This is a genomic window from Bradyrhizobium erythrophlei, from assembly GCF_042430365.1.
Classification (GTDB): domain Bacteria; phylum Pseudomonadota; class Alphaproteobacteria; order Rhizobiales; family Xanthobacteraceae; genus Bradyrhizobium; species Bradyrhizobium erythrophlei.
Window position 1 is genome coordinate 145,340 of sequence record NZ_JBHMET010000036.1, and the last position, 20,905, is coordinate 166,244.

Consider the following 20,905-nt stretch of genomic DNA (forward strand, 5'->3'; position numbering starts at 1 on the left):
AAACTGACATGTTGATGAAGGTAACTGACGCGAATTCGGTAACGGTGTTCGACCCGCGTGGCGTCGTGGAATCGGCGAATACGCCGATCGCGGCCCGCCCGAAGAGCCTGGACGGTCTTCGCCTGGCGATTCTCGACAATTCGAAGTGGAACGCCAACAAGGTCCTGAGGGCGTCCACGGCGACGCTCGAGAAGAGCATCAAGTTCGGCAAGGTGAACTACTATGTGAAGGGCTCCTTCTCGAAGGACGCCGAGCCCGAACTGATCGCCGAAATCGCCGCCAACAATGATCTGGTCCTGACCGCGATCGGCGACTGCGGATCCTGCTGCTCCTGCTGCATCCGGGATTCGGTGGCGCTCGAGAAGCTCGGCATCCCCTCCGCGGCAATCATCACCACGGAGTTCGAGAAGGAGACCGTGCTCACCCGGACCGCGATCGGCATGGAAGGCTTGATTCCGGTGGTCATCGACCACCCGGTCAGCAGCATCACCCAGGCCGAAGTCGAATCCCGCGCCGCCCGGGTCGCCGAGATGGCGCCGAAGGTCTGGCTCGGCAAGTAGCGCGTCTTTCCTCCCAGACTTGGGCCCCGTCTTGAAGAAGCCGGGGCTCTTTTTTCGCCTGCTGTTCGTCGACTTTTTGCATCGATAGCGATGCATTGCGGCAGGCCAGAGCAGAAAGAACCAGGATCATGACTCGCACAACCGGCCGCTCAGCCTTCCTGTCCCTGCTGAAGGATGAAGGGATTACGCATCTGTTCGGCAATCCAGGGACCACCGAATTGCCGGTCATGCACGCTCTGAAGGACCATCCGGAGTTGACCTACGTGATGGCGATGCAGGAAAGCCTGGTCGTGGCGATGGCCGATGGCTTCAGCCGTGCCTCGGGGAAACTCGTCGCTTGCAACGTTCACGTCGCTCCCGGTCTCGGTAACGCCATGGGTTCGCTCTACAATGCCAGGTTCACCGGCACACCAATGATACTTACTGCCGGCCAGCAGGAACAGGGTCACGGTCTTATGGAGCCGCTTCTCTACGGTCCGCTGGTTCAAATGGCCGAACCTCTGGTCAAATGGGCGGTAGAGGTAACGCGACTGGAGGACCTTCCGCGTATCGTCCGGCGGGCCGCCAAGATCGCCACGACGCCACCGACCGGACCGGTCTTCATTTCTCTACCTGGCGACATTCTGAATGCAGAGGCCGACATCGAGCTCGGTCGGTCGACGCGCGTCGATACGCGGGTCGCCCCGTCGAGGGAGGCACTCGATGCACTCGTCGACCGAATCCTATCCGCGCGGCGTCCGGTCCTGGTGGTCGGCGACGAGATCGTCAAAAGCGACGCGCTCGACGAAGCGGCCCTTCTCGCCTCGCGGCTCGGCTGTCCGGCTTATCAGCAGACTATCGCTTATGGCACGCATTTCATCTCCGATCATCCATGCTTCATGGGTGCGTTGCCGCGCGACCAACAGCAAACGAGCAAAATCCTTGGGGCTTACGATCTCCTTATCGTGCTCGGTTCAGATCCTGTTCGCATGTCGGTCTATAGCGCCCATGAGCCCCTGCCACGGGGAATTCCGATCGTGCAGGTCGGACTGGTGGACAACGATCTCGCGAAGAATTTTGCCGCCGAGATCGCTCTCAAGGCCGATGTACGGGAAACCTTGCGCGTTCTTGTTCCCGCTATCGAATCCGCAGGAGGTCCTTCTTTGGCGAAGCTCGCCTCGGACCGCATCGAAAGCCTGAAGCAAAAAAACTGGTCGGCAAACCGCCATAGGCTCGAGCGGGAAATCTTGCAAAAGAATGGGGCCATTCCGATCGATCCCGATTGGATAGCGTTGCAAGTCATCAACAGCCTTCCCCCGAACGCGATCCTTGTCGACGAAGGCCTGACCTCTTCCCGCTACATGTCCGCTCTGCGGGCTCACCGCGACCGATACGGCTACCATCAAATGGCGTCCGGAGGCATCGGCTGGGGCCTGCCGGCATCCGTCGGCGCCAGTTTTGCAAATCCCGAAAGACCCGTAGTTTGCTACTCGGGAGACGGAAGTGCGATGTACTCGATCCAATCCCTTTGGACAGCCGCGCACCACAACCTGCCGCTCACTGTCGTACTGCTCAACAATGGAGGATATCGGATTATCAAGCAGCGCCTGCAGGCGTTCCACGGAACGAACCACTTTGTCGGTATGGACTTTCGTGAGCCATCCGTCGACTTCACGGGCCTCGCCCGGTCGCTTGGTATCCGCGCCACTCGCGTCAACGAAGGCGACCAGTTTCGGGACATTCTATCGGCGGCGATCGAGCGCCGCGCACCGGAACTCATAGAAGTCTTCGTCGATGATGCAGTCTAGATCGTAGCCTCGTTCGATCAAACTCGATCCGGTAGCACAACGCCGATGGCGGGCGACCTCAAGTGGAGGCTGCGGCTCAGGCAGCTTCAGCTCTTCTGCACGCTATGGTTCGACGCGGTACTCCGTCAGCCAAAACGCGGTGGAGTGCCGTCGGAGGCAACCGACGTCAATGCGGTGATCCTCAGTCTGCTTCCGGCGGGACTACGTTTTGTGGCCGGTTGTCGATCAGCACCGCCCGCATCGTTTCGGCCGATTTGCGCTTGATGTCCTCGTAAGCTTCCGGAGAGGCGAAAGCGCTGTGCGGGGTGACGATGAATCGCCCCTCTAACCATGGCTCGTGGGCGCGATAGGCGCGCAGCAATCCGGATATCGGCTCGACCGGCGGCTCGATCGGCAGGACATCGAGACCCGCGCCGGCGAGCCGGCCGGTGCGGAGCGCCGCCTCAACCGCATCGAGATCCAGCACCGGGCCGCGCGCCGTATTCACGACGATCGCACCGTTCGGCAGTATTGCGATCTCCTGCGGCCCAATTATACCGCGCGTCTCGCGCGTCAGCGGCACATGCAGCGAGAGGATGTCGGCCTGACGAAGCAGATCCGGCAAGCTAGCCACCCGCGACACGCCGAGCGCAAGCTCGATCCCGTTGGGCAGGTGCGGATCGAAGAATATGACCCGGCAGCCGAGGGCCTTGAAGCGCAACGCGGCGGCGGTGCCGATTCTCCCAAGCCCGACGATGCCAACGGTCAATGAGGACAGGCGGCGCACCAGGGGATCATCGATCGGCTTCCAGGCCGCTGCGCGCCGCTGCGCCTCATGATGCAGCAGCACCCCGCGACGAAGCGTCAGCGCGAGCGCGACCGCATGGTCGGCGACCTCCGTCGTGCCGTAGTCCGGGCAATTGCACACTGTGATGCGCCGCCGCGCTGCCTCGGCACGATCGATGCGGTCGTAACCGACGCCCATCCTGACCACAACCTTCAGCTTCGGAAAGCGCACCATTTGTTCGGCCGGGAAGAAGTGCCGGAACAACATCAATCCGTCCGTGCGCGCACAATCGGTATCATCCAGTTCGGCGAGCTGTCCGACGTCGCGGCGGATGATCTCGACGTCCGGCCCGAACAGTTCGCGCTCGAAGGCCGCGTCAGTAAACGCCGCTTCCGGATAGAGAATGGTGGTCATTGGCCCGCCCGCACGCCGGCGCTACTTCGATTCAAGGAGCTCGATCAGCACGCCGTAGGGGTCGCGCAGATAGAGGCCGCGGATTCCTGCGGCCGGGCCCTCGGTGATTTCCGTGATACGGCCGGCAAGCTTGCCGCCGCCCGCGAGGATGCGCTCGACTGTGGCATCGAGGTCCTGCACCTTGAAGCACACATGCCCGGTGCCGCAGTCGTTGGCCCTCGGCTCGCCGGACGCGCCGCCGGCCGCGCCGAACTCGATGAACTCGAGGTGCGTTCCATGACCGAACAAGTGCGCAATCTTGAGCTCCGCACCGTCAACCCCCGTGAAGGGCGCGACCCAATCGCCCTTGCGCTCGACGCTGGGCATCGGGTCAAAGCCCATCACTTCCGACCAGAATCGAACCGACCCCTCGAGCGATGGCGTGATGAAGCCGGTATGATCGAATATGACTTTTTTCATGGTGTCTCCTCGATGCGATGGACTAGGCCCGAAGCCTCGCGCCGGCATCGGCGACCTTGATGCCCTTGAAGCCGCGGCACGCGTCCTTGAGCGCCTGCTCGATCGGGATGCGCTCAATGCTCGAGGCCGCCACGAACCCGACCGCACCGGTCTTGAGATTGGCCAGCTCGGCATCGGCCATGCTCGACAACGGGCCGCCATGCGACAGCAGGACGACGTTCGGATTGACCTTCCGCACAGCATCGAAGATGCCGTTCAGCACGTTGAACGCCTTCTCGAGCGCCATCGCATTGGTCGAGCCGACATCGCCGCCTGCAGTCAGCCCGCAATGACCGACGATTAGGTCGCAGCCCGCCTCCACCATGCGCACCGCATCCTCAGGCGTGTAGACATAGGACATCGTCAACATGTCCTCGGCACGCGCCCGACGGATCATCTCGACCTCACGCGCGAAGCCGAGACCGGCGGCCTCGAGGTCGCGGCGGTATTGCCCGTCGATCCGGCCCACCGTCGGGAAATTGATCACGCCGGAGAAGCCGGCGCGGCGCATGTCCTCGAACAGCAGCCCCATGTCCCGGGTCGGATCAACGCCGTAAACACCGCCGACCACCGGAACGTCCCGGGTAACCGGAATCACCGACCTTCCGCCGAGCTCAAGCATGATCTCGTTGGCGTTGCCGATCGGAAGATTGCCCAGCATGCTGGGATGGCCGTTGAGGCGAAAATAGCCGGAATTGTAGACCACGATGATATCGGCGCCCGCGTCCTCGGCGCAGCGCGCGACGAGCCCATTGCCGGCGCCGACGACGAGGATGGATCGGCTGGCCCCGATCTGCTTGTTGAGACGGTCGAGAACTTCGGTTCGCTTGAATCTGCGGCTCATGGTGCCTCGACGCGGTTCGAACGGGAAATCATGTTGGTCAGGAGTCGCGTGGCGCGGTCGATCACGACGCGTTCGTTGATGTGCGCATCGACGCGCTCGACTGGAATGGCCGGATCGAGCCTCGCCGTGAGTGCTGCACAGAAGGCGGCATCGGCATCCGGATCGAAGAACGGGCCGCCCGCGATGTCGTAGGCCGAAAAGCCTCGGAGCGGCAGCACCACCGCCGCCGGGCCTTTGGCGCGATTGAGCTTCGCCGCGATGAATTCGGCGATCGCGACATTTTCATCCGCCGTGGTCCGCATCAGCGTGGCGTGCGGCGTATGGGAGGTGAAGGTGCGGTGCTTGAACCGCTCGGGCACTGTAGCGGGCGGACCGAAGTTGACCATATCGATGGCGCCGGGCAGCACGACTTGCGGCACGCCCATCTCAGAGGCCGCCGACAGCCGATTGGGTCCCGCGCTGCAGATCCCGCCGACGAGCTCATCGGCAACTTCCGTCGTGGTCAGATCGAGTACGGCATGGACGCGCCCTTCCCGCACGAATGCCTCCATCGCTTCGCCGCCGATACCGCGGGCGTGAAACGAGAGGATGTCGTAGGTCCCGACAAGAGTATCGTGCGCGATCGTCGCGCCTTCGGTGGTCGAGCCAAAGGTCGTCATGCCAATGCAGACACGGCTGGCGCGCTCCGGTTTTTCCGCTGGCGAGTCCAACATAGCGCAGAACGCGCTAACCGCTCTCGCCAGAACATCCTCGAGGAATGCATTGAGGCCGAGAACGTCGACGACGGAGTGGACGAGCACTACGTCCTTCATGCCGATGAACGGTCGGGTATTGCCGCAGGCCACCGTCGACACGAGCATCTTCGGCTGACCAAAAGGAAGCAACGCGAACGCAGCCGATGCAAGCGCGGCGTTGGTCCCGCCACCCAGGCCAAAATATCCGGCAATCTGCGCCTTGCCCTGCAGATCAAGCAGAATGGCCTCCAGACCGCGGATCATGGTCGGGATGGCGCTTGCCCGGTCGCGCGAGGCGCGCATCGCCGCGATGTCCCCGCCGCCAGCCCGAGCAACGGCGGCACGCGTGAAGGTCGCCTCCGTTCCGGGTTCGCCGAGGATGCCGCAATCGATCACAGTGACGGCCATGCCCCGCCGCTCGAACTCGCGTCTGACGAATGCGACCTCGGTGCTTTTTGTATCCAGCGTGGCTGCGATGACCACGGCTGGCCGGCCGGGTACCGTCATGGCCACCTCCGGGGTGCAACGCGGCCGTCGAGAGAGTCGTTACACACGTCCTGCTTCCTTCGCCTCGCGCCAGTCCTTCTTGATGTGCTCCGGAATTTCGATTTTCACCACCCGCTCCTCAAGCCCGGCTCGAACCAGGCCATCGAGCGTGAAGCTGTTCACCACCGACTCTACCAATAGTGGCCTTGAATTCTTCGCCTCGCCCGAGACCGCTTTCGCAAAGTTTTCCAGCTGCGGGCCGTACGCGAGGAACGACGGCAGATCATCCTGGACCGGCAGCGGCGATTTGACGGTGTGGACATGCTCGCAGATGTGCGAGAACTTCAGGGCCTCGATTTCGACGATGGTGCCGTCACCAGGCATCGTGAACGGTGTGGCAAGACGGTAAATGCGGTTCGAGCAGGTAACCTGCACCTCCTGGCCGAACACCGCGCCGTTGCTGCTTTCGATCAGCGCCACGCGGCCGTTCTCGTACGTCACTTCGCCGTAAAGACGCGTGACGGTACCGAGCTTCTCGCTAACCGTTGCGGTCGCGGCGACCTTGACCGGCAATGCGTGGGCATAGCGCGCGCAGATATTCACGGGATAGCAGGTCCGGTCGTATGGCACCGAACCGCCGGTCTCCTTCCGCTGGCGCCAGGTGAGCTGCTGGCTGCCGTCGGGCTCCGGCAAATACATGTGGAAACTCGCCCGCACCGAATCGACCGTGCCGCTAACCTCGCGCTTCACCAATTCGTCGAGTCTGGCGATTACGGGGTGGTGCGTGTACATGAAGCCTTCGACGATGGTTACGCCGGCCTTCTTGGCAAGGTCGTAGATCTCGACCGCCTCCTCGCCCGTCAGAGCGAGTGCTTTTTCGCACAGGATGAAGCGCGCGCCTGACTTGATGGCGGTCTCGAGCTGCTCGCGGTGCTGCGCCGGCCAGGTCGCGAACACAACCGCATCGAGCTGCTCTTTCTTTAGCATCTCCTTGTAATCGGTGAAGAAGGAATTGCTGCCATAGGAGGTCGCAAAACTGCGCGCAGCGTCTTCGTTCACGTCGGCACAGGCCGAGAAGCGCAGTCCCTTGCCGATGCGCTGGGCGGCAATGCCGTGGGCGTGAGAAATGCGGCCGCAGCCGACGATGCCAAGTCGCAGGTCCATTTTCTTCTCCTTAAGGTCGACAGCGACAGCAGCGCCGCAACCGAAACTTTTCCAGGCCGCGCCTGAAAGCCGCCCGTCAGGGCTTCGGGAATTTTCCGGTCACGATCCGCTTCCCTTCAAGCGGCTCGCGCGGCAGGAACGACAGTCCGGCGCCGCGCGCGATGTGATGCAGACGGGCGAAATTCAGGGCGTAATCGCGCTCCTCGTAGAAATGCTCGAGATAACAGGTCATGTCGGCGTCGAGCGTCGCGATGTGACGCACATAGGTGGCGATATCCATTGTGCCCTCGCCCAGCGGCACCTCGTTCCAGCGCAGGCCGAAATGCGCTCCCTCCCACTGGATGTCCTTGATGTGGACCGAGACGACATCATCCTTCAGCAGCGCGAAGGTGCGCTCGATCATGGCGGTCGTATTATAAAAGCTGGCGTGGGAGATCATGTTGCCTTGATCCATGTGTAGACCGAAGCGCGGATGGCCAACCGATACAATGAACTCCTTGATGTCCTCCGGCTGATAAAAGAACGTCGTGTACCAGGGCTCGATCCCGTATTTGGTGTTCTTGAGCTCGAGGCCGTCCAGGATACGGAGTACGATTTCGCGAAATTCGGCACGGCACTCCCGGGTGAAGTTGTAGGCGTGGGGGAACAGCGGCCGATCCGACGGATGCTTGGTTCCGACCAGCGTGTTGGCCGAGCGCACGCCGGCAATGTCGGCGTTGCGCAACAGCTTGCGGAACCGCTCGATCCGATCCGCGCGCAGCTCCTTGTCGTCGGTCAGGAAATTTTCCCATAGACCTGTCTCGCCGATCACAAGACCAAGGTCTCGGGTCCGCTCGCCATAAGCGTACGCCTCGTCCTCAGTGAATTCGCCGAACGTTTTGGGCCCGATGATCGCCGACAGTCCGTAGACATCGAGGGTCTCGACCAGCACGTCGAGCTCCGCAAGGGATTGGGGAGCGAGAAAGATGCATCCGAGCCGCATAGACATTCTCCGATCGGTTTCCAAACGGCGGCCCCAGCGCGATCATTCGCAGCCCTTCGGGGCGAGACCTCCGAAGCCCCGAGCTCCCTTTCTTGTCCACCTAAGCCACTCCGGTAAAGATGTCAACAAACTTGTAAAATCAAGTCACTCACCACAATTTTTCAGTTATCCCACTGCGTTCGCGCAGGAAATTCTCCCAAGGCGGCTGGCGCGACCCGACCAGACGATGCTTGTGACGATTGGCATATTGACATGCTCTAGGGAGTTATCCAAAGATTTGTAACATTTCCGGATAACAACTAGTCGAAGTTGTCCCGATAAGCAGAACAGAGTCCGTCGCGCCGGCAATCGGTCCCGTCAGACTCCGCAATCATAATCAGGGAAAACGAATGGCGCCGGTCACGATCAACGGCTTGAGGAAACGCTTCGGCACTCTCGATGTGCTCAAGGGCATCGACATCGATATCGCGAATGGCGAATTCGTCGTCCTTGTCGGCCCGTCCGGCTGCGGCAAGTCCACTCTGTTGCGCATGCTCGCCGGACTCGAAGGCATCAGCGCGGGCGAAATCAGGATCGGCAGCAGGGTCGTCAACGACCTCGCCCCGAAGGACCGCGACATCGCGATGGTGTTCCAGAATTACGCTCTCTATCCGCATATGAAGGTCGCAGACAACATGGGCTTCTCACTGAAGCTCAGAAAGATGCCGAGACCGAACATCGGCGTCCGGGTGGATCGCGCGGCCGAGGTATTAGGACTCCAGCAATTGTTGGATCGTTACCCACGCCAGCTGTCCGGCGGCCAGCGGCAGCGCGTTGCCATGGGCCGGGCCATCGTGCGGGCTCCGCAGGTGTTCCTGTTCGACGAGCCGCTGTCCAACCTCGATGCCAAGTTGCGGGTGGCGATGCGCGCCGAGATCAAGGCCCTGCACCAGAAACTCAAGACGACAACAGTCTACGTCACGCACGATCAGATCGAGGCGATGACGATGGCAGACAAGATTGTGGTCATGCGCGACGGTGTGGTCGAGCAGATCGGCTCGCCGCTGGAGCTCTACGATCGGCCCGCCAATTTGTTCGTTGCCGGCTTCATCGGCTCACCCGCGATGAATCAGATCCGGGGCAAGGTGAACGGCGGCGCCTTTGAAGCGGCCGACGGAGTCCGGCTTCCCCTCAGCCAAATCCCAGCGAACAGCAGTGGACGCGCCGCGGTCTACGGTGCGCGGCCCGAACATTTCACGCTCTCCGACAACGGGCTGCCGGCGGAGGTCTCAGTGGTCGAGCCGACCGGCTCGGAAACGCACGTCATGGCCACGCTCGGATCCACACCCGTGGTCTGCGTCTTTCGCGAGCGGATCAGGGCCAAGCCCGGCGACACAATCCGGATCGCTCCGGTGCCAGAGTTCGCGCATCTCTTCGACGCCGACACTGGCCGCAGCATCCGTGCCGCCTGATCGGCACCATCTGCAACGATAATTCAACGAGGAAGCAAAGGAAGGCCACCATGACCAGATCTCCACGTCCGGCCGCCAAGCTATCGCGCCGGTCCTTTCTAGCCGCATCGGCGGGGGCCGCCGGCGCGCTCTATGCGCCGTCCATCCGGGCGCAAGGCAATGTGACGCTGCGACTGATGAACACGGAGACCGCGATCGGAAGCATCGAGGCGCTCAAGAAGATCGTGGCCGCCTACAAGGAGAAGACCGGCGTAACGGTCGTCTTCGACAATGTAGCGCCCGCCGATGAATATCCGAAGCTGTCGAGCGCGATGCGCTCCGGCTCTCCTTACGACATCGCCGCGCTCGGCTTCATCGGCGACGTCATCCTCCTCGCCGACCAGAATTTGCTCGTTCCGATGAACGAGCTCGTGGACCAGTACCAGTGGGGGCCGAAAATCCTGTTTCCCTACAAGGGAAACAAGTACTGGCTGCCCCATGACTACAATTTCTGCATGATTTACTACCGCAAGGACTTGTACCAGGCGAAGGGACTCAAGATCCCGAACAACTGGGCGGAATATCGCGAGAATGCCGAAAAGCTGAAGAGCGGCGAGATCGCCGGGTGCTTCCACCCCACCGGCAACACCGGTGCGACCCAGTGGATGTCCACCGGTTTCCATTTCGCCGAAGGCGTCCAGTTCCTGAGCGACAAGCTTGAGGTCGTGTTCGACAAGGGCGACAACGGCAAGAAGGCGATCGCGGCGCTCGAGTATTTCACATCGATCTACCCAACCATGCCCGCCGGTATGGCCCAGGCGAGCTGGGCGCAGTCGCTGGGCCTGTTCTCTAGCTCGCAGGTGGCCCATGCTCCCTATTCCGGGCGCATGATCGAGGTGCTCGACGACAAGGCGCCGCAGATCGCCGCACAGGTCGGCGCCTTTCCCTACATGGACAGCACCGGCAAGCAGAAGGAGGTCACCCACGGCTATGACGGCTTCGTAGTCCTGACCACGCCGCGCGCCGAGGAAGCCATGAAGTTCATGACCTGGTTCGCCAAGGAAAAGTATATCGACTGGCTGCATGCCGCACCGGTGCACCAACAGCCTTGCCGGCTCGATGTCTATGACGATCCGCGCTGGCGGAGCCATCCGATGCTGCAAAAATATGCCGACCTGGTCGCGGAGATGCGCGGTTTCCTGACCCGCCCCGATGTGATGATTACCTCGATCGACACGCAAGGGCCGAGCGCCAATCTCAAGGCGGCCAAGGTGTTCGAGTCCCTGGCCTTCAACGAGATGCTGCAGAACGCCACGCTGAAGAAAATGCCGGCGGCCGAGGCGGTCGGTATCGCCGGCGAGAAAATGCGCCGCGCCACCGCGGATTAGCAGTGGCAAGCGCCAGTCCCGCCGCGCCGTCGCTGTCGACGGCGCGGCTCCATCTGCCTCATGCCGTTCCGACGGCCGGAACCAGCCCGTGAAGCCAGACGCCACCGTTAGGGTCTTTTTGCTGCTTGGCCTTGCAGTCACGGCGGTGTTTATCGTTTTGCCGGCGGCACAGGCGATCCTGCTCAGCTTCCAGTCGATCAACTCCTTCGTGGCCGCGGGCAAGTGGATTGGCTTTGCCAATTATCGGCGCATCCTTGCGGTGCCGGAATTCTGGCGCGACCTCTGGACCGGGACGTTATATGCGACGGTGAGCGTTGCGCTTCAGGTGGTCCTGGGAATCGCCTCGGCTCTGGTCCTGCACGCGCCGATCCGGGGGCAATCGCTGTTCCGGGCGATCGCCATCCTGCCCTACATCCTCCCAACCGTTGTGGTCGCGATCAGCTTCCAATGGATGCTGGATGGCAATGTCGGAATCGTCACCCACTGGCTGAAGGCGCTGGGTATCACCGGTTTTGTCTGGTCCGATTCGAGCTCTGCTGCGTTCGCCACTGTGGTCGCGATCAGCGTTTGGATGTGGACGCCCTTCGTCACGATTTGCGTGCTGGCGGCGCTGCAGACCATTCCCGATGATCTCTATGCCGCCGCGCGCGTCGATGGCGCCGGCCCCCTGCAGCGCTTTCGCTACGTGACGCTTCCCGCGATCCGCGACGTCCTTGTCGTGGTCGTTCTGCTGCGCGCGATCTGGATGTTCAACAAGTTCGACGTGATCTGGCTGATGACGCAGGGCGGACCGCTCGGCGCCACGGAGCATCTGCCCGTCCTCTCCTATCACATGGCGTTTCGGCTCTACGACATTGGTGGCGGCGCGGCGGTCGCCACGGTGTCGCTGCTACTACTCACACTGGCGCTCGGCGCTTTCTTCCGCCGCTTCCCGATCGAGATGTGAGGCATTTATGTATTCGCGCAAACGCATACCTATCGCCAGGACCGGGCTGAATTCGCCTCGACGCGTGCTTTTTGTCAGGACCGGGCAATACCTTCTGGCGCTGCTGCTGGCGATCTATTCGGGGTTTCCGATCTATTACATGATCATCTGCAGCTTTCGCGAGCCGGCCGTGTTCTACACCTCGCGCTCGCTATTGCCGACCTCGGTCACGCTGGAATATTACCGCACGCTGATCCGCCGCACAGATTTCGCGCTGCAGTTCTGGAACAGCGTCGTCGTAGCCACTGCGACGGTGATCGTCACGCTGGTTGTTTCGATCATGGTGGCCTACGCCGTCTCGCGCTTCAAGGTCCGCGGCAAGAAGGCCATCATCGGAACGATGCTCTATGCGTACATGTTTCCGCCGCTGCTGCTGGCGATTCCGCTCACCTCGATTTTCGCGGCGCTGAATCTGGTGGACCGGCTGCCGTCCCTCGTGGTCGCCCATTTTACCATGACCCTGCCCCTTGCCGTGTGGTTCCTGTGGGGCTTCCTGAAGGCGATGCCGTTCGAGCTCGAGGAAGCTGCGATGGTCGATGGCTGTTCGCGTCTCGGGGCTTTCGTGCGCGTGATTTTGCCGCTGTCGCTGCCAGGACTGACGACCGTCGCGATCTTTTCGTTCCTGCTGTCCTGGACCGACTACACGTTCGGCCTGGTGCTGCTGTCGAGCGACACCAACAAGACGCTGCCGGTCGGTCTCGCGTCCCTGCTCGCCGGTGTCGACATGCGCTGGGGCGAGGTGATGGCGGGCGCTACGCTGATCGTGATCCCCTTGTTCGTCCTGTTCGCCTTTTGCAGCCGCTACTTCGTGGCCGGCATGGCGGCCGGCGCGGTCAAAGGTTGACAAGTTTGACTGCTTGGCGCTTATGATGTAAACATGTAAACAAAAGACTGGACCGGTTGTACCGGGCTCGAGGGGCGGGTCGTCCAGCAGCACAGGAGGAATCTCATGGTCAAGATCACACGCCGCCACGCATTGGTGCTCGGCTCCGGCCTGCTGGCCACGCCGCTCGTTTCGCGCTTCGCCCTCGGCCAGGATGTCCGGATCGGATTCCTCTCGTCCCAGAAGCCCGGCGCCTTCGATGCCGTGATCGCGGCATTCGAGAAGGCCAATCCCGGAATCAAGGTCCAGTCGCAGAACGTTCCTTTCGACCAGCTCAACGCGCAGATCCAGGCCCGCCTCGGCGCCGGCGACACCAGCGTCGACGTCTATACGGTCGACGAGCCGCGCGTGCCGGCTTACGCCCACAAGGGATTTCTCACTGACCTGACGGCGACGCGTGCGGAAATCGAAGCGGCATCAGCGCCCGCCGCCATCAAGGGCACGGCGTTCCGGGACAAGCTCTGGACCTTGCCGTTCTGGACCACGTCGCAGTTCCTCTACTACAACGCCGATCTGCTAAAGAAGGCGGGCCTGCCAGCACCTGATGCCGATCCCGCCAAGCGCCTCACCTGGGAAGATCTCCTGGGCAACGCACGGACGGCGCAGAAGGCCGGCGCCAAATGGGGCTTCGCTTTCGACCAGAACGACCGCTACTACGAGCTTCAACCGCTCTATGAATCGCGCGGTTACGGGCCCGGCCTGACTGGCGAGGGTCTGCTCACGCCCGCTCTTACTTCTGATGGTTGGGCCAAGACGACCGAATGGTATCGGGACCTCTATGCCAGCGCTCTCGCGCCGCGAGGCGTCGCCTACGAGCAGATGCCTGCGCTCTTCTCGTCCGGACAGGTGGCTTACATGGTGGCGGGCGTCTGGCACGCCCGGGTGTTCCGTTTAGCCAAGGAGCTCAATTTTGGCATCGCCCCAATGCCCTATTTCGCCGGCGGCAAACCAGTGACACCAACCGGCTCCTGGACCATCGGAATCAATCCCAAGAGCGCCCAAAAGGACGCAGCGACGAAGTTTGCCAAGTTCCTGACGCTGGACAGCGACGGTTCGTTGCTGGCGAGCACGATCGCGCCCCAGCCGCCGGCGAACAAGGCGGCCTTCGCGGCGTATCTCAAGCGCGAGTCCGAGGCCGGCGGTGAAAACACCGCGCCCTTTGCCAGCATCATCAGCTATGAACTGGCCAACACCGCCGTGAGCCGGCCGCGCACCATCGGCTATGTGGTGTTCGAGGAAACCATGAACCGGATGTACAGCGACATCCGCAACGGTGCTGAAGCCAAGCCGTCCCTGGAGCGCGCCGAAGCGGCATTGAAGGCGGCATTCTCCCGATTGGAATGATGACAGTTCTTGCTCCCAGCGACGCAGCAGAAGTGACCCGCAAGGAATCGGTCCGTGCGCGCGGCGATATCAGCGAGGGCCTGGTCGCCGCGATCTTCCTCGCGCCGGCGCTGGTTGCCGTCCTGATGCTGCGCATCTGGCCAACCGGACTTGCGCTGTGGCAGTCGTTTCAGGTCGGGAGCGCGGGCAAGTTCGGATTGGCCAACTATGCCTTCCTGTTTTCCGATCCGTCATTTCATGATGCCCTCGCGGCGACGCTTCTGTTTTCGCTGGTGGTCAATCCCTTTCAGATCGCCTGCGCGCTCGGTCTCGCGCTCGTGCTGCACCGCGTCCTTCCCGCCGGCGCGCTGTGGCGCACGTTGATCCTCCTGCCGGTTGCCGTGCCGCAGAGCGTCTCGGCCATCATCATGGGCGTCGTTTTCAGGCCCGATGGTCCGGCGAACGCACTGCTCGCGACCATCGGCCTGCCGCCGCAGGGCTTCCTGACAACGCCGGGCCAGGCGCTCTACACCATCATCCTTATCGTCAGCTGGATCGGCGTCGGCTACTGGACGACGTTCCTGCTCGCCGGGCTCAAGGAGATTCCGGTAGCGCTGTACGAGGCCGCGGTCATCGACGGCGCAACGCCTTGGCAGCAATTCCGCTACATCACCCTGCCCCAGCTGCGCCGTCCCCTGACGTTCGTTCTGGTCGCCGACACAGTCGCGAACTTCCTGGTCTTCGCCCCGGTCCAGATCCTCACCAAGGGCGGTCCGCAGGGATCTACCAATCTCATCATGAACGATATCTACACGCGCGGTTTCCTGTCGGCGGACATGCGCGGCGCAGCGGCCGAAACCGGGATCCTGGTCGCGATCGTGATCGTCATCGTCGCAATTCAGTTCCGCCTGATGACGGGTGCGAAATCGGAATGAGACAGAAGCACACGATTAGCCTGCTGATCATCGCAGTCGGCGCTGCCGCGGCCGCCATGCTGCCGCTGATCTGGGCGGCGATCAGCGCGCTCCGCCCGAGCGCGGAGATCTTCCGTTACCTGTCGCCGCTTAGCATCCACACCTTCGTGCCGACAGAGGTTACGTTTCAGAACCTGGTCGCGCTGTGGAGTGGCCCTTTCGCTCGGGCAATGCTCAATTCCGCGCTGGTCACCGCCATCACGGTCGCGCTCGGGCTCGTGATCTGCTCGATGGCAGCGTTTGCGTTGGCCGCGCTGCGCTATCGCGGCCGCGGCGTGGTTTTCGCCGCGATGATCATCAGCTTCCTCATCCCGTTCGACTCGATCGCAGTGCCGCTTGCCCAGGTGTTTCGCGACTTCAATCTGCAAAACTCCTATGCAGGGCTGATCCTGCCTGGCATCGGTAATGGCCTAGCGGTATTCCTGCTGCGTCAATTCTTCCTGGGCATCCCGCGCGAACTCGCGGAAGCCGCCATGGTGGACGGCCTTGGGTGGTTTGGCATTTTCACGCGGATCTACGTGCCGCTGTCGAAGCCAGCGTTGATCGGAGCTGCCCTGATCCTGTTCGTCTTCCAGTGGCAGGCCTATCTGTGGCCGCTGCTGATCGCACCCGACCCGGACTATCACGTTGCCTCGGTGGCGATCGCAAGCTTCGCCGGCCAATACGACGTGGATTACGGCCAGATGTTTGGCGGCGCCGTGTTCACTGCGCTGTTGCCGATGGCCGTGCTGCTCGTGTTCCAGCGCTACTTCATCGCTTCCTTCGCCACAACGGGCAGCAAGGACTAAAGAGAGCTTCCTCAGATCCACTTGCCCAGGAAGACTCGCTCCTGCGAGCGGGTGATGTGCTCGCGCATGCGAGCACGCGCACCCTCTGCATCTCCGTCGCGGATGCATTCGAAGATGGGCTCGTGACTGGACCGGACGGACGCCGAATGGTTCGGCGATCCCAACGTCGAAAGATTACGTGCGAGTTCGATCAAGAAGCGGATATGCACGCGCGCCGCATTCCACGCCGCGATGAAGAATTCGTTGTGCGTCGCCTGGGCAATCGCCTCATGGTACTCGAGATCCTCCTCAATACCCTGCGTATTGCTGGAAATGCTCGACTTGATGTCCTGCAACAGGCTGCCAATCCGTTTGATGTCAGCGGGCTGGCGATTCTGCGCGGCGGCGTAAGCGAGTTCACCCTCGAGAGAGATGCGATAGGCGTAGAACTTTTGAATAGCGACAATGCTGTTGATCTGGGGCGGCATCGCATCGGGCGCGATTTGCAACGGCATCGCAACCGCGGCCGAATGCGCCTCGCCGTTGGCCACGAAGCTACCGGCGCCCTGGCGCGAGCGGATCAGTCCCTCAGCTCGCAAGCGCTCCAGTGCCTCGCGCACGATCGGGCGGGATACGCCGAAGCGCTCGCAAAATTCCTTCTCGGAGGGCAGCCGTTGATCGGTTGCGAATGCCCCGGAATTGATCTGCTTCAGGATGTCACTGTAAAGGACATCACTCATCCTGACGCGACGCGGACTCATCCGGATCGTTCCCCTATTCCATTCGTGAACGTCTGCGCGCTGTTGTTCTCGACAAAGTATTGGCTCGGTCCATCATCTGTTGGGCATTGCCGCTGACAATGGCAACCGCCTTCCAGCATTGAGCCGCGGCGCGTTCCTTCGCTGCATCCCAACCGGCCTTATTTCACCCGCAGCGGGTGCGCAAGGGACCCGCTGCGTTGGTTGTTATAATCATGGAACGTAATCATTACAACATTGTTTACAAGTTGGCGGCGGCGCGGTTCGTCACCTGCTCGCTCCGAAGTCGGCCCGTTGAAGGAAGAAGACCGTTACGCCGGTCTGCTCACTCGCGTTTGCCCGCTGCCATCCGAAAGCTCGATCAGACGCTTAATCGAGGGCGTCGGCGAGTGGCGGGTCCAGAACCTCGACGCGACCGGACGATTGTATCAGCTGGCCGCCGCCGGTGCGGGATAGCGATTTGGGCGCTCGCTCCCGTCGCCAAGCTCATTCGGCTGCGAGCGCCCTGTACTCCCCCGCTTCGTGGAGGAGCGAGCCTCGCACCCGCGAGCATCCGCTTCGCGCCAATAGTAGCCGTTCTTCAGACGTGACGATTTGGCCCGCCGGGCTCCGGCCCTTCTGCACGCTGTAATGCGCAGCAATACTCCATTAGCGCGAGCACGATTGAATGCCGGCTTCGACCGGGTTAAGTCCAAGTCCGCAACTCTTGCCAGCCCCGCTGATGTCAAGGGAAGCGAGGACGAAACCTTCACCAAAAAATACGCTAAACTGCGCGATAGCAGCCGGCAGCTCTACTCCCACTCCTTTGTTAAGGTCACGCATAACTCGTTGAGATTTCTTCGAATTTTTCCCTACGGCCAAACATTTTCCGGTAGCAGGTCCGCCAGAAAGTTACGCTTTTGATTTTAAAGGGAAAATCGTCGCAAAAATATTTTTGTGGTTTCGACAACTATCGGCATCGACCGATAAATTTTCGCGCGAGATGACTCCGGGAATCGTTCTCCGGGTCCAATCAGAAGGTACCGTCAAGGATTTTTCGGACGTTCAGAATGCGGCTGCTTGCGCTACGCAAAGCGCCACTCACCTGAGGCCGGGACGTCATGAGCCCGAGCCAGAACGTTTCGATCTATCATCGCCAATGCCGACGACCAGCTCGTAGAGTTCTACATGATAGAGCCGCTGAATTTAAACGGCATCCTTGGCGACCTTCAAGGGCGACGCCTTGACCGACTTGCTCGCAGGCTTTGCCGCGAACTGCATCGGCTCCTTCGTGAAAGGGTTTACACCCATCCGCGCTTCAGTAGCCGGCTTGTTCACAACCGACATCTTCACAAAACCAGGGATGACGAACTCGCCAGACTCATTCAGCTCCTTATAACCGACAGTCGCCATGTGCTCGATCACGGCCTTTACGTCGCCCTTCGAGATCTGCGTGCCTTCAGCAATCGCGTCGATCAATTGATTCTTGGTCATCTTGGCCATTTGAAATCCTCTGAATTTGTTGCGCGCGAGTTATGAGATAACTCTGCTGAGAACACGGTTGAGCCACGCAGCGCGCTTCTGATCCATGCCAACGTTCATGAAGTCCCCGGGCTTAAAACCTATCGAGATCCAAAACGCAAGCAGCAGTTCTGCGTGAGCTCCGGACTCCTCTTCCTAGGCAACACCGTCAACGTGGTCTTTATCGTGAGCTCGCTTCGAGAGCGGCAGGACGAACCAGCCGTGGGCTTTCAACCCTGTCCCGTCTCCCACGTCGGCCCCTTTGGATTATGCCGATCGACCGCCACGTACTAGGAATGCAGTAGCAGCGTATCTCATCGGCAGACGAATGCACGTCGATGCGATCAACACGAATGGCCTTCTCCTAGATGCGCAAATCTTCCAGGGCTGCTTGCCGGCAAAGGCAGCCACAGACGCATGCTCCCTGGCCTCGCCGGACCTGGTGCTCCTTTGTGTGAAGTCGGCTGATTCCCTCGGAAGCAGACGTCTGAACAGACTACCTCCATGTATGCGTTGGGCCAGGAACGGATTCATGCGTTGCAAGTCCGAGATGGGCCCAGATCCGGAAGTGGCAAAACGGCTGTTCACCAACTTCCCAATCGGCAATCAGCGCGTTCGGCCTCGGGCGCGCCGCCCGCTGCCGCAGGGTTTCGCTTGGCGACCCAGAACGCAAGCGAACTCGATCGCTCCGGCAACTTATTGACTACTCACGGAACGAAGCGGCGCGAGGCCGACTTCAGGTTGGTCAAATATGGCTGATCGTAAATAGTTTTCAAATGCGGTTGCCGGAAGAGGCTTAGAGAACAGGAACCCTTGCAATTCCGAGCAACCTTCCGCCGATAGAAAATCGGCTTGGGCCGTGGTTTCGACGCCTTCGGCGATAACTTCAAGTCCAAGGTTGCGCCCCATCACGATAATCGAACGCACGATAGCCGTGTCCTCAGCGGCGGATTGCGCACCGATTTTCTGGATAAAGCTCCGGTCTATCTTTATCCGAGTGAGCGGATAACGCGTCAAATAGCTGAGAGAAGCGTAGCCCGTGCCGAAGTCGTCAAAAGCGATACCTACACCTCGCGCTCGCAATGCTTTCAGCGGTGACAGCGTTCCTTCCTCACGACCAAGCGCAATGTTCTCGGTGATTTCAAGCTCGAGGGCATCGGCAGGTAACCCGCTTTCGGACAAGGCTTGCTCGACATCCTGCAGCAGCGAGCCGTTACGGAATTGGGTGGGGAAGAGATTCACGCCCATGCGAATTGGCGGGAGGCCCTTCGCGCGCCAACTGGCTGCCGTCTTGCACGCGTCGGTGAGGATCCATCGGCCGGTTTCAATCGCGACCACGCTTTCGCAGAGCGCGTCGATGAAGGCTCCCGGCGTCAAAATGCCTCGCTCCGGATGGTGCCAGCGAAGCAGGGCTTCAGCGCCAATCACGGCGCCGTCGCTCGATCTCACCTGAGGTTGGAAGTGTAAGACAAACTCTTGATTAGCGCATGCACGCCGCAGCTCCGTATCGAGTTCGCGGCGATGCTTCGCTCGCGCGCGCAAGGTCGGAACGTAGAGCCGACGCGACCGACTGCCTGCCGCTTTCGCGTCATGGAGCGCGAGGTCGGCATTGGCGAGCAAATCATCGACGTTCGAACCATGGGCCGGTGCAATCGCAAGGCCAACACTCGCGGTGACGAACAATTGGTGACCATCGATTTCAAATTGTGCGGTAAGGCGTTTCAGGACGGTCTCCACGACGTCGGCCGCAACCGATGGATCGCCGCAATTCTCAAGCAGAAGGACGAATTCGTGTTCGCCCAACCGATAAACGCGGGTCTCATCTAATACGGACGTCAGCCGTCCCGAGACTTCCTGCAGAAGTTTGTCGCCAACCGCATGACCAAGTGTATCATTTACGTCCTTGAATCCGTCGAGGCCGATCATCGCGACCGTGATCGGATGGGCAGGATTACCTGCGCGTTCCCTCAATATCGTGTCGATATCCTTATGCAAGCTGACGCGATTGGGCAGGCCCGTCAGTTGGTCGAAGTGGGCCAGTTGCTTCAAGGCCTCCATCTTCTCGTGCACGGTCGCATCGGCGTCAGCGCGTTCTTTCGAGGCCAAAGGAAGCCATCGCAACACGAGTAGGCCGAACACCGCACTAGCCGCCACGATGTTCATCACCTTCGGAAGAATGAGGTACGTAGGATTGCCCAGCACTCCGACGATGGAGGCCGGAAACAGTCCGTACTGACCGCCGAAGTACAAACCGAAATACAAGTTCTCGATGATATTCCGACCGGTGTCGATCACGATAACGGACAGTAACAGGCGCACCGCACCAAAGGTTCGGGGGTTGCGGACAAACGCCACGCACACCGGCGTCAGGACAGAAAGCCAGAGTCCGATGATGACCCAGTAAATCAGTGCCGCAGCGAGGCTCATGAACACGTAGCCTTGGGGGATTCGTCTTCTGTCTATCAGCGGTTGCAATAACGGTTGGTTGATTGTTGACGATTTCAGGCGATGAAACTAACAGGACGTTAATGCGCACGAACGGCCCGCGTATTCTTGAACTAACTTGAGGCATTCGCAGGACTAGGCGGCTTGTTCTGGAAACCCTAGGAGCCTGTCCAGTTAGCTCCGGGAAGGCGGTTTTATCCTAATGATAGCGGTTCAT

General features: G+C 61.0%; 19 protein-coding genes. 10 read left to right on the forward strand and 9 right to left on the reverse strand.

The window, feature by feature from the left end:
- Nucleotides 1-8 precede the first annotated feature (8 nt).
- Together ACFFWD_RS05935 and ACFFWD_RS05940 are read left to right on the forward strand one after the other, a co-directional pair.
- Nucleotides 9-560 (forward strand): UGSC family (seleno)protein, encoded by a 552-nt coding sequence (locus ACFFWD_RS05935; protein WP_376962420.1) that lies wholly within the window; start codon nucleotides 9-11, stop codon nucleotides 558-560.
- A 128-nt stretch (nucleotides 561-688) separates the two neighbouring features.
- Complete coding sequence (locus ACFFWD_RS05940) at nucleotides 689-2,347, forward strand: thiamine pyrophosphate-binding protein (protein ID WP_446680513.1); 1,659 nt, start codon at nucleotides 689-691, stop codon at nucleotides 2,345-2,347.
- Between the two features lie 181 nt (nucleotides 2,348-2,528).
- Here ACFFWD_RS05940 and ACFFWD_RS05945 read toward each other — a convergent pair whose 3' ends face one another.
- The 6 genes from ACFFWD_RS05945 to ACFFWD_RS05970 form a co-directional block, all read right to left on the reverse strand.
- Entirely contained in the window at nucleotides 2,529-3,527 is a 999-nt protein-coding gene (locus ACFFWD_RS05945) for a C-terminal binding protein (RefSeq protein ID WP_376962421.1), read from the reverse strand.
- 21 nt (nucleotides 3,528-3,548) lie between these two features.
- Complete coding sequence (locus ACFFWD_RS05950; RefSeq protein ID WP_376962423.1) at nucleotides 3,549-3,986, reverse strand: VOC family protein; 438 nt, start codon at nucleotides 3,984-3,986, stop codon at nucleotides 3,549-3,551.
- A gap of 22 nt (nucleotides 3,987-4,008) precedes the next feature.
- A complete protein-coding gene (locus ACFFWD_RS05955) occupies nucleotides 4,009-4,869 on the reverse strand; it encodes a phosphoenolpyruvate hydrolase family protein (protein ID WP_376962425.1) in 861 nt (286 codons plus the stop codon).
- Nucleotides 4,866-6,110 (reverse strand): Tm-1-like ATP-binding domain-containing protein, encoded by a 1,245-nt coding sequence (locus ACFFWD_RS05960; RefSeq protein ID WP_376962427.1) that lies wholly within the window; start codon nucleotides 6,108-6,110, stop codon nucleotides 4,866-4,868. The genes ACFFWD_RS05955 and ACFFWD_RS05960 overlap by 4 nt, the downstream gene beginning before the upstream one ends.
- Nucleotides 6,111-6,149: 39 nt before the next feature.
- The gene (locus tag ACFFWD_RS05965) at nucleotides 6,150-7,253 is read right to left on the reverse strand and encodes a Gfo/Idh/MocA family protein (RefSeq protein ID WP_376962429.1); all 1,104 of its coding nucleotides are present in this window, start codon (nucleotides 7,251-7,253) and stop codon (nucleotides 6,150-6,152) included.
- A gap of 76 nt (nucleotides 7,254-7,329) precedes the next feature.
- Nucleotides 7,330-8,235 (reverse strand): sugar phosphate isomerase/epimerase family protein, encoded by a 906-nt coding sequence (locus tag ACFFWD_RS05970; RefSeq protein ID WP_376962431.1) that lies wholly within the window; start codon nucleotides 8,233-8,235, stop codon nucleotides 7,330-7,332.
- A gap of 389 nt (nucleotides 8,236-8,624) precedes the next feature.
- On the opposite strand from ACFFWD_RS05970, the gene ACFFWD_RS05975 reads away from it, so the two are divergent.
- The 7 genes from ACFFWD_RS05975 to ACFFWD_RS06005 all read left to right on the forward strand — a co-directional run bounded on the left by ACFFWD_RS05975 (nucleotide 8,625) and on the right by ACFFWD_RS06005 (nucleotide 16,006).
- On the forward strand, nucleotides 8,625-9,686 hold the full coding sequence (locus ACFFWD_RS05975; RefSeq protein ID WP_376962433.1) for an ABC transporter ATP-binding protein: 1,062 nt from the start codon (nucleotides 8,625-8,627) through the stop codon (nucleotides 9,684-9,686).
- 50 nt (nucleotides 9,687-9,736) lie between these two features.
- On the forward strand, nucleotides 9,737-11,053 hold the full coding sequence (locus ACFFWD_RS05980) for an ABC transporter substrate-binding protein (protein WP_376962435.1): 1,317 nt from the start codon (nucleotides 9,737-9,739) through the stop codon (nucleotides 11,051-11,053).
- An 88-nt stretch (nucleotides 11,054-11,141) separates the two neighbouring features.
- Nucleotides 11,142-11,999, forward strand: a complete 858-nt coding sequence (locus ACFFWD_RS05985) for a carbohydrate ABC transporter permease (protein ID WP_376962437.1) — start codon at nucleotides 11,142-11,144, stop codon at nucleotides 11,997-11,999.
- Between the two features lie 7 nt (nucleotides 12,000-12,006).
- On the forward strand, nucleotides 12,007-12,882 hold the full coding sequence (locus tag ACFFWD_RS05990) for a carbohydrate ABC transporter permease (protein ID WP_376962439.1): 876 nt from the start codon (nucleotides 12,007-12,009) through the stop codon (nucleotides 12,880-12,882).
- 105 nt (nucleotides 12,883-12,987) lie between these two features.
- Complete coding sequence (locus tag ACFFWD_RS05995; protein ID WP_376962441.1) at nucleotides 12,988-14,265, forward strand: ABC transporter substrate-binding protein; 1,278 nt, start codon at nucleotides 12,988-12,990, stop codon at nucleotides 14,263-14,265.
- Complete coding sequence (locus ACFFWD_RS06000) at nucleotides 14,265-15,179, forward strand: carbohydrate ABC transporter permease (RefSeq protein ID WP_376962443.1); 915 nt, start codon at nucleotides 14,265-14,267, stop codon at nucleotides 15,177-15,179. Before ACFFWD_RS05995 ends, ACFFWD_RS06000 begins: the two co-directional genes overlap by 1 nt.
- On the forward strand, nucleotides 15,176-16,006 hold the full coding sequence (locus ACFFWD_RS06005) for a carbohydrate ABC transporter permease (protein ID WP_376962445.1): 831 nt from the start codon (nucleotides 15,176-15,178) through the stop codon (nucleotides 16,004-16,006). The genes ACFFWD_RS06000 and ACFFWD_RS06005 overlap by 4 nt, the downstream gene beginning before the upstream one ends.
- Before the next feature lie 11 nt (nucleotides 16,007-16,017).
- Here ACFFWD_RS06005 and ACFFWD_RS06010 read toward each other — a convergent pair whose 3' ends face one another.
- Both ACFFWD_RS06010 and ACFFWD_RS06015 read right to left on the reverse strand, forming a co-directional pair.
- Entirely contained in the window at nucleotides 16,018-16,746 is a 729-nt protein-coding gene (locus tag ACFFWD_RS06010) for a FadR/GntR family transcriptional regulator (protein WP_376962447.1), read from the reverse strand.
- Between the two features lie 1,182 nt (nucleotides 16,747-17,928).
- The gene (locus ACFFWD_RS06015; RefSeq protein WP_376962449.1) at nucleotides 17,929-18,225 is read right to left on the reverse strand and encodes an HU family DNA-binding protein; all 297 of its coding nucleotides are present in this window, start codon (nucleotides 18,223-18,225) and stop codon (nucleotides 17,929-17,931) included.
- 280 nt (nucleotides 18,226-18,505) lie between these two features.
- Between ACFFWD_RS06015 and ACFFWD_RS06020 the strand changes: the two genes are divergently transcribed.
- Nucleotides 18,506-18,946: a 2-dehydropantoate 2-reductase N-terminal domain-containing protein gene (locus tag ACFFWD_RS06020; RefSeq protein WP_376962451.1), complete on the forward strand. Its 441-nt coding sequence runs from the start codon at nucleotides 18,506-18,508 to the stop codon at nucleotides 18,944-18,946.
- Here ACFFWD_RS06020 and ACFFWD_RS06025 read toward each other — a convergent pair.
- A complete protein-coding gene (locus ACFFWD_RS06025) occupies nucleotides 18,940-20,670 on the reverse strand; it encodes a putative bifunctional diguanylate cyclase/phosphodiesterase (protein ID WP_376962453.1) in 1,731 nt (576 codons plus the stop codon). The two genes, ACFFWD_RS06020 and ACFFWD_RS06025, sit on opposite strands and share 7 nt — an antisense overlap.
- Nucleotides 20,671-20,905: the final 235 nt, after the last annotated feature.